Annotated in this window: 7 protein-coding genes; 4 read left to right on the forward strand and 3 right to left on the reverse strand. The window is 74.1% G+C overall.

Features of this window, described 5'->3' with window-relative positions; all coding sequences use genetic code 11:
* The first annotated feature begins 152 nt into the window (after nt 1-152).
* The 4 genes from AOK09_RS20535 to gndA all read left to right on the forward strand — a co-directional run bounded on the left by AOK09_RS20535 (nt 153) and on the right by gndA (nt 4,850).
* Nucleotides 153-1,736 carry a glycerol-3-phosphate dehydrogenase/oxidase gene (locus tag AOK09_RS20535; RefSeq protein WP_055588684.1) on the forward strand — a complete coding sequence of 528 codons (1,584 nt, stop codon included), beginning with the start codon at nt 153-155 and terminating at the stop codon, nt 1,734-1,736.
* Between the two features lie 292 nt (nt 1,737-2,028).
* Entirely contained in the window at nt 2,029-2,364 is a 336-nt protein-coding gene (locus AOK09_RS20540) for a hypothetical protein (protein ID WP_055588685.1), read from the forward strand.
* Between the two features lie 92 nt (nt 2,365-2,456).
* Nucleotides 2,457-3,254, forward strand: a complete 798-nt coding sequence (locus AOK09_RS20545) for a VOC family protein (RefSeq protein WP_055588686.1) — start codon at nt 2,457-2,459, stop codon at nt 3,252-3,254.
* A 159-nt stretch (nt 3,255-3,413) separates the two neighbouring features.
* Entirely contained in the window at nt 3,414-4,850 is a 1,437-nt protein-coding gene (gene gndA, locus AOK09_RS20550) for an NADP-dependent phosphogluconate dehydrogenase (protein ID WP_055588687.1), read from the forward strand.
* Between the two features lie 123 nt (nt 4,851-4,973).
* Here the strand turns inward: gndA and AOK09_RS20555 are convergent, their stop codons facing one another.
* The 3 genes from AOK09_RS20555 to AOK09_RS20565 all read right to left on the reverse strand — a co-directional run bounded on the left by AOK09_RS20555 (nt 4,974) and on the right by AOK09_RS20565 (nt 8,026).
* The gene (locus tag AOK09_RS20555; RefSeq protein ID WP_055588688.1) at nt 4,974-6,248 is read right to left on the reverse strand and encodes a HEAT repeat domain-containing protein; all 1,275 of its coding nucleotides are present in this window, start codon (nt 6,246-6,248) and stop codon (nt 4,974-4,976) included.
* A gap of 117 nt (nt 6,249-6,365) precedes the next feature.
* Complete coding sequence (locus AOK09_RS20560; RefSeq protein ID WP_157875968.1) at nt 6,366-7,673, reverse strand: DUF6348 family protein; 1,308 nt, start codon at nt 7,671-7,673, stop codon at nt 6,366-6,368.
* A gap of 140 nt (nt 7,674-7,813) precedes the next feature.
* Entirely contained in the window at nt 7,814-8,026 is a 213-nt protein-coding gene (locus AOK09_RS20565; protein WP_055588690.1) for a DUF4287 domain-containing protein, read from the reverse strand.
* Between the last annotated feature and the right edge of the window lie 35 nt (nt 8,027-8,061).

The following is an 8,061-nucleotide window of genomic DNA, read 5'->3' on the forward strand; positions in this document are numbered from 1 at the left end:
CGGCCCGGGCCGCACCCCGGCGGACCGCGTGCACGCCCGGCGCGGCCGCCCGAACCGCGTCGCCCCCGCACCCCCGACCGGAGGCGCCGCACCGCAACCCGAGAGGAGGCACGGCGCACCGGGCCCGCGAAGCCCGGCCGCCGTACACCACCATGGCCACCATCCCGACCCTGGGCGCGGGCCGCACCGCGACCCGTGCCCAGTCCCGCGAACTCCTCAGCAGCACCACCTACGACCTGCTCGTCATCGGCGGCGGCATCCTGGGCACCGCGGTGGCGTGGACCGCCGCACAGTCCGGACTCAAGGTCGCGATGGTCGATGCGGGCGACTTCGCCGGTGCCACCTCCAGTGCCTCCTCCAAGCTGGTCCACGGCGGTCTGCGCTATCTGCAGACCGGCGCCGTCAAGCTGGTCGCCGAGAACCACAAGGAGCGCCGGGCGCTGGCCACCGACGTGGCCCCCCACCTGGTCAACCCGCTCACCTTCTTCGTCCCCGTCTACAAGGGCGGCCCCCACTCCGCGCCCAAGCTCGGTGCGGGGGTGTTCCTCTACTCGGCGCTCTCCGCCTTCCGCGACGGCATGGGCCGGGTCTCCACCGCCGCGCACGCCGCCCAGCAGGTGCCGGCGCTGCGCACCGCGGGCCTGCGGTCGGTGGCCGTGTACGGCGACCACCAGATGAACGACTCCCGGGTGGCGGTGATGACGGTGCGCGCCGCCGTGGACTCCGGCGCGGTGGTGCTCAACCACGCCGAGGTGACCGCGCTGCGCTTCACCGGCGGCCGGGTCAGCGGCGCCGAACTCAGGGACCGTACGGACGGCGCCGAGTTCGGGGTGGACGCCCGGCTGGTGCTCAACGCCACCGGCCCGTGGGTGGACCATCTGCGGCGGATGGAGGACGCGGGCGCGGCCCCCTCGATCCGGCTCTCCAAGGGCGCCCATCTGGTGCTGAGGCGGCGCTCGCCCTGGCGTGCCGCGCTGACCATCCCGATCGACAAGTACCGGGTCTCCTTCGCCATCCCGTGGGAGGACCACGTCCTGCTGGGGACCACCGACGAGGAGTACACCGGCGACCCCGCCGAGGTACGCGCCACCGACGCCGACGTCGACCAGATCCTGGGCGAGGCCGGGCATGCGATCCGCGACGAGCACCTGGACCGCGACCTGATCACCTACACCTTCGCCGGGCTGCGGGTGCTGCCCGGAGGGCCCGGCGAGACCGCGGCGGCCAAGCGCGAGACGGTGGTCACCGAGGGCCGCGGCGGCATGCTGTCGGTCGCCGGCGGCAAGTGGACGACGTACCGTCACATCGGCCGCACGGTCCTGGAGAAGCTGCGGAACGTGCCCGGCGTGGGACTCTCCGAGGACATGGCCGACTTCCCCAGGACGGTGCCGCTGCCCGGCGTCGGCGCGCCCAACGCCGTGGCGCACCGGCTGCTGGTCGACCGGGAGCCCGGGGCGCGGATGGAGCCGCTGGTCGCCAAGCACCTGGCCTCCCACTACGGCACCTTCGCCTTTGACATCGCCCGGCTGATCGCCGCCGACCCGAAGCTCGGCGAGCCGATCCACCCGGACGGTCCGGACGTCTGGGGGCAGGTCGCCTTCGCCGCCGACCACGAGTGGGCGTACACCGTGGACGACGTGCTGCGTCGCCGCACCACCATGACGGTCCGCGGCCTGGACACCCCGGAGGTGCGCAGCCGGGTGGAGGCGTTCCTGGCCGGCCGCGGCGAGGGCTGATCCGGCGCGGGAGCCGCGGGGGCGGCCGGGGGCGGACGTACCGGCGCCACCGCGGCCCCCGGCTCGGCGGCGGCCGGTCGGCCAAGCGGCCAGGCGGCCAGGCGGACGGTCGGGTGCCGCGGCGACGGATCGCCGGGGACGCGGCCGTCCGGACGCAGAGCACCCGCCATGGATGACCGGATCGGGTGACTGCGGGGCGCAACCGGGCATGAACGCCCCCTCCTCGGGCAAGGTGCACAGGCGGACTCTGCGTCAGCCACGCCGTCGTGCCGCATCTCGAGGGGGCATCGCCATGGGGGTCACCCACAGCCGGAGCACCGCCCAGCGCCGCAGACTGCCGGACGAGGTCCGGTCGGCAGCCGTACGGGCCGGGGTGTCGTTCGCCTTCACCCTGGTCTGCGTGATGGTCACCGTGCTCGCCTCGCTGGGCGGCACCTGGATCCTGGTGCCGGTGCTGCTGCTCACCGCGGTGTCGGTGCTGTTCTGCCTCTGGACGGTGCTGGAGATCTGGATCGCCCGGCAGGTCGCCGCCCAGCGCGACTGGGGCAGCGGGACGACCACCGCCTGGGCGGGCGCGGCAGGCGCGGGGCGTCCCGCCCGCCGCCGCCGGCATCCGCATCCCGCCTGATCCGCCGCTGCGCCGCCGGGTGGCGGGATCACCCCGGTACGAGCAGGCTGGGGGCGAGGGGAAAGCCGAGCGCGCCCGGGAGGCACCGTCCCATGGCCGAAGTGAACGAGCCCTATGCGCCCGGCACCCCGTGCTGGGTGGACCTCACCGTCGGCGACCAGCAGGCGGCCCTGACCTTCTACCGCGACCTGCTCGGCTGGTCCGGCGAGGTCGGGCCGCCCGAGATGGGCGGCTACGCCATCTGCACACTGAGGGGCCGGCCGGTCGCGGGGATCAGCGGCACCACGACCGCGCCGGGAGAGCAGCCCCCGCCGCCGGGCTGGCACACCTATCTGGCCACCGCGGACGCCGACGCCACCGCACGGGCCGTCACCGCCCACGGCGGCACCGTGCTGATGCCGGTCACCGAGGTCGCCCCGGCCGGGCGGATGCTGCTGGCCGCCGACCCCACGGGGGCGATGTTCGGTGTCTGGCAGGCCCTGGAGTTCGGCGGTGCCCAACTGGTCAACGAGCCCGGCGCACTGGTGTGGAACGAGCTCGACACCAGCGACGTCGCGGCCGGGGCGGCCTTCTACCGCGCCGCGCTGGGCATGGAGAGCGAGCCGGTGGAGCTCCCCGGCGGCGCGGTGTACCACTCGCTGACGGTGGAGGGGCGCTCCGTGGCCGGGATGCAGCCCACCTCGGCCGGGGTCCCGCCGGACGTCCCGTCGCACTGGCTGACGTACTTCGCCGTCGACGACACCGACTCCACGGTGGACGCGCTGATCAGGGCGGGCGGCAATGTCCTCAAGCCGCCGTTCGACATGGTGGCGGGCCGGATGGCGGTCCTCCAGGACCCGCAGGGCGGGATCTTCGCCCTGATCTGCCCCCGGCCGATCGACACGGACTGAGCCGGCGCCCGGCGTACTCGGGACACCCCCGCGGTGAACCGTCCCGGGGGCGCGCCGCGTAGCGGCGGGGTACCGGGTCCGCGTGCACCGGCCGCCCGGGAGGGGCAGGCTGGGAGCGCGAGGACAGGCGCTCGACGACACAAGGCGGGAGCTTCAGCCATGGCGCAGCAGGCACGCATCGGGGTCACCGGACTCGCGGTCATGGGCCGCAACCTGGCCCGCAACTTCGCCCGCCACGGGCACACGGTGGCGATCCACAACCGGACGCCCGCCCGGACCCGGGACCTGGTGGCCCAGTTCGGCGACGAGGGGGTGTTCCTGCCCGCGGAGTCGGCGGAGGACTTCGTGGCCTCCCTGGAGCGGCCGCGGCGCCTGATGATCATGGTGAAGGCGGGACAGCCCACGGACGAGGTGATCGAGGAGTTCGCCGCACTGCTGGACCCCGGCGACATGATCGTCGACGGCGGCAACGCGCACTTCGCCGACACCCGGCGGCGCGAGGCCTCCCTGCGGGAGCGGGGCATCCACTTCGTGGGCACCGGCATCTCCGGAGGCGAGGAGGGCGCGCTGCACGGGCCCTCCATCATGCCGGGCGGTTCGCAGGAGTCGTATGCGGCGCTGGGTCCGCTGCTGGAGGACATCGCCGCCCAGGTCGACGGGGTGCCCTGCTGCACCCATGTGGGTCCGGACGGGGCCGGGCACTTCGTGAAGATGGTGCACAACGGCATCGAGTACGCCGACATGCAGCTGATCGGCGAGGCCTACGACCTGCTGCGGCACGTGGGCGGACAGAAGCCCGGCGAGATCGCCGAGGTCTTCCGGACCTGGAACGGCGGACGGCTGGAGTCGTACCTGGTGGAGATCACCGCGGAGGTGCTGGCCCACATCGACGCCGGGACCGACCGGCCCTTCGTGGACGTGGTGCTGGACCAGGCGGAGCAGAAGGGCACCGGTCGCTGGACGGTGCAGACCGCGCTGGACCTGGGCGTTCCGGTGAGCGGGATCGCGGAGGCCGTCTTCGCCCGGTCGCTGTCCGGGCATGCGGACCTGCGGGCGGCCGGACGCGGGCTGCCGGGGCCGCAGGAGACCTGGCTGGACAGCGCGGCCCACGACCGGTTCTCCGACGACGTGGAGCAGGCGCTGTACGCCTCCAAGATCGTCGCCTATGCGCAGGGGTTCCACCAGATCCAGACCGGCAGCGCCGAGTACGGATGGAATGTGGACCGGGGCGCGATGGCGACCATCTGGCGGGGCGGCTGCATCATCCGGGCCCGCTTCCTGGACCGCATCCGGGCCGCCTACGACGGGTCGGCCGAACTGCCGCTGCTGCTCACCGACGACTACTTCGCCGAGGCGCTGGGCGCCGCCCAGGACTCCTGGCGGCGGGTGGTCTCCACCGCGGCCCAGCTGGGCGTGCCGGTGCCGGGCTTCTCGGCGGCGCTGGCGTACTACGACGGACTGCGGGCGGAGCGGCTGCCGGCAGGGCTGATCCAGGGGCAGCGGGACTTCTTCGGCGCGCACACCTACCGCAGGGTCGACCGGGAGGGGACCTTCCACACCCTCTGGGGCGGCGACCGCACGGAGGTCCAGGCCTGACCCGGCCCGCACGGCCAGGTGACGGACCGGCCGCACCCCCGCCGGGCCGGCGCCGCCCGCTGCGTACGCATCGGCCCGCGCTCGTCCGGCGGCGAGGCCCGGGGTGGGTGTCCGGTGGCGGAGTCAGGTCGACGGGCGTGGCTCGGCGGGGGTTTCGGCCGGTGCCTCCGACCGCTCCCGGCGGCGCCGCTCGTACCGCCACACGTCGTCGAGCAGCCAGGCGTGGGGCCCGTCAACGACCCCCAGCCTGTTCCTGCCCTCCACACAGCGGGGATCGTCGCGCAGCGCCAGCCCGTGGACGGCCGTGACGCGGGTCTCCAGGTTCTCGTCGTCGAGCAGCCCGGCCAGTGCGTCCGCGATGGCGGGCCCGTGCACCCGGGGGTCGGCCATCACCCGGCACGCGGCCCGGCGTACGTCGGCGTCGGCGTCGCGGGCGAGCGCGAGGAGCACTTCCATGGCCTCGGGACCGAACCCGTCGGCCGTGCCGAGAGCGCGCGGCACCGTGGCCCGCACCCGGGGGTCCGGATGGGCGCGGTACGACAGCCCCACGGCCTCGACCTGCGGCCCCACATGGTCGTTGAGAGCGGTGAGCACTTCGGTCAGCACCTCCGGGTCGGGCTCCGCCACCGCCCAGGGGAGGAAGATCTCCAGCGAGCGCTCCTCGAAGGGGTTCTCCTCCGGGTAGGTGTACACGGCTGCGATGTCCCGCAGGACCTCGCTGCCGAAGAGGCGGCGGACCGGGTCGGCGTGCGACCGCAGCGCCGAGGCCGCCTCCCAGGTCTCCTCGTTCTTCCGCTGCGACAGCGTCCAGGTGATCTCCGACCAGGTGACGTGCTCCCGGTCGGGACGGACCAGGGCGCGGTCGAGCAGGACGCCGAAGGGCACCCGCAGACCGAACCGCTCCTCGAATGCGGTGAGGATCGCCCCGTGTCCGTCGCGCACGGTCATACCGCCGAGGGTGAACTCCTCGTAGTCGCAGTACTCGTCCTCGGCCCGCACCCGGGTGCGCCCGGCCGGGCCGGAGGCACCGGTCCGGCGACGCAGCTCGGCGACCACCCCCGTCTCGTGCCAGTGCCGTGCGCGCGCCAGCACCTCCTCACGCACGGTGTCCGCGAGGTGCCCCGGGTTGCGCAGCAGCCGGCCGGCGAGCAGGTCGCCGGCGTCGACGGCCCTCAGCAGGGGTGTGCTCCCGTCGGGCAGCCGCCGGAGAGGATCGGCACCGCCCTCGACCAGGGCCTCGGTGACCGGTTCGTCGAACGCCGCGACGGCCGTGCAGAGCACGGGAACGCCCTGCCGGTCGACGGTGTCGGGATCCGCTCCGTCCTCCAGCAGCGCCGCGACCCGCTCGCTGTCCCCGCTGCGCACCGCAGCCACCAGTGGATCTTCCGCCGTGTCCAAGGCTCCCCCTCGTCTCCGCCCCGCGCCGCCTGCCTGCGTTGTCCGGTCGTACCGGTCGGTGCCGGGATCCACCCTTGGTGCGGACCGGCGGTGGACCCCTGACCCGCTGCCGGGCCGTCAGCTGGTGGGCGGCCGGGGATCGTCGCCGCCGAGCACGAACCCGGCCGGCCAGCGCTCGTTCAGCACCCTGCTCAGCAGCGGGTGGCCGGACTCGACCACCTCGCTGAGACGGACCGATCCGTCCTCCTCGATCCGCTGGCCTCCCAGGACGACAGGCGCGCGCAGCACTTCCTCGCCCCACGGCCCGACGGCGTTGCACAGCAGGCCCTCGAAGCGGTGTCCGGCCAGGGCGTTGCTGTGGACCCTCCCGACGAACTCCTCCAGCACCGGCGCCTCGAGGTCGGCCCAGGCGAGATGGACGACCGTGCGTCCGTCGTCGAGCCGGACCGGGAGGCGCACCTTGAGGAAGTTGCCCACCCCCTCCGCCACCATGATCACCCCGGTGTCGACCGTGACGCGCTCTGCGCGCTCCTCCTCGGAGAGTTCGGCCACCAGGTGCGGCAGGGGCAGGTCGAAGCCCGGGTGCTCGGGGTCCAGGTGCCCACCGCAGCCGCAGGTCGCACCGTGCGAGTGAGGCTGCGAGTGGGAGCGGGAGTCGGCGAGGTCGAGCCGGGTCGACGGGAAGCTCGGCCGCCCGCCGCCGGCCGGTACCGGGAGCAGCAGGGCGTAGTAGCGGACCGCGGTGAACGTCGTGGGCTCGGGCAGGCCCAGTGCCGCCATCGCGGCGGAGGCGGCCGGGTGGCGCTCCCCGTTGACCCGGACCTCCGCCTCCATGGCGCCGGGCTGCCCGCCGTAGAAGACCTTGACACCGTTGAAGAACGGCGACTCCAGATCGGCGGTGAAGGTGTCCGCGATGCGGTGCAGGACGTTGGCGTCCAGCAGTGCGGTCTGCAGGCGGCGGTTCTCGGCGGCGTCGCGCCCGAGGCCCACCACGCCGGAGGAGATCGAGTGCCATCCCGGCACGCCACGCTTCTGGCCGGGGCCCGTGTGCTGTGCGAAGTGCCCGCGCCCGTCGAGGACTTCGAGCAGGCAGGCACCGGCCGTCTCCACCCAGGTGTCGGCTGCGACACGGGGGTTGGCGGCCATCGCCACCACGCAGTCCATGAAGCACGGCACGTCCGGCTGGACGCTGACGTCCGGCAGCGCGACCAGGTCGTAGTGGCGGCCGCCCCCGTGGTGGGGTGGCGCCACGGCCACCGCCCAGCCGGCCGGGCTGAGCAGCGAGTTGCCCTTGAGTTCGGCGCCCTGGGTGACCCCGGGTGCGTACTCCTCGAGGCTTGCCTTCACCAGGGCGAGGAACTCCAGGTCCGACAGGCGCTCCGCGGGTGGCTCGTCCTTGCGGGCGCGGCGTCGTATCCAGGGCATGCGGTGGATCATAGCGAGCCGGGCGGGCGGCGGGGCGCCGCCGATCCGGGGTCACCGGCCTTGCGCGGTCCGGCGCATGACCCCGGTGGCACGGCCGTGCCGCGGGACCCGGTCGAGTCCCGCGGCGCACCGGCCCGGCCCTACGTGCCGCTGTCCTCGGCGAGGGTGTGGGCGACCAGCGCGTTGGCGTGCCCGTGGCCGAGTCCGTGTTCGGTCCTGAGCCAGGCGACCAGTTCCATGTGCCTGGTCAGGGGCGACGCGCGGATGAGGTCCTTCCAGTCCGCGATCGGGCGGCCGTACTTCTTCTCGATGGAGGGGAAGTAGCTGGCGGGCCCCTTTGCCGGTGTGGTCATCACAGGGTCCTGTTCTCCGGTGGGTGGGTGGGGGT

It is taken from the genome of Peterkaempfera griseoplana, from assembly GCF_001418575.1.
Lineage (GTDB): Bacteria > Actinomycetota > Actinomycetes > Streptomycetales > Streptomycetaceae > Peterkaempfera > Peterkaempfera griseoplana.

Excerpts from the sequence above, each read along its gene's own strand:
- gndA (WP_055588687.1), top strand. The coding sequence starts at position 3,414 with ATGGCGCAGCAGGCACGCATCGGGGTCACCGGACTCGCGGTCATGGGC.
- AOK09_RS20535 (WP_055588684.1), top strand. The coding sequence starts at position 153 with ATGGCCACCATCCCGACCCTGGGCGCGGGCCGCACCGCGACCCGTGCC.
- AOK09_RS20545 (WP_055588686.1), top strand. The coding sequence starts at position 2,457 with ATGGCCGAAGTGAACGAGCCCTATGCGCCCGGCACCCCGTGCTGGGTG.
- AOK09_RS20565 (WP_055588690.1), bottom strand. The coding sequence starts at position 8,026 with ATGACCACACCGGCAAAGGGGCCCGCCAGCTACTTCCCCTCCATCGAG.
- AOK09_RS20560 (WP_157875968.1), bottom strand. The coding sequence starts at position 7,673 with ATGCCCTGGATACGACGCCGCGCCCGCAAGGACGAGCCACCCGCGGAG.
- AOK09_RS20540 (WP_055588685.1), top strand. The coding sequence starts at position 2,029 with ATGGGGGTCACCCACAGCCGGAGCACCGCCCAGCGCCGCAGACTGCCG.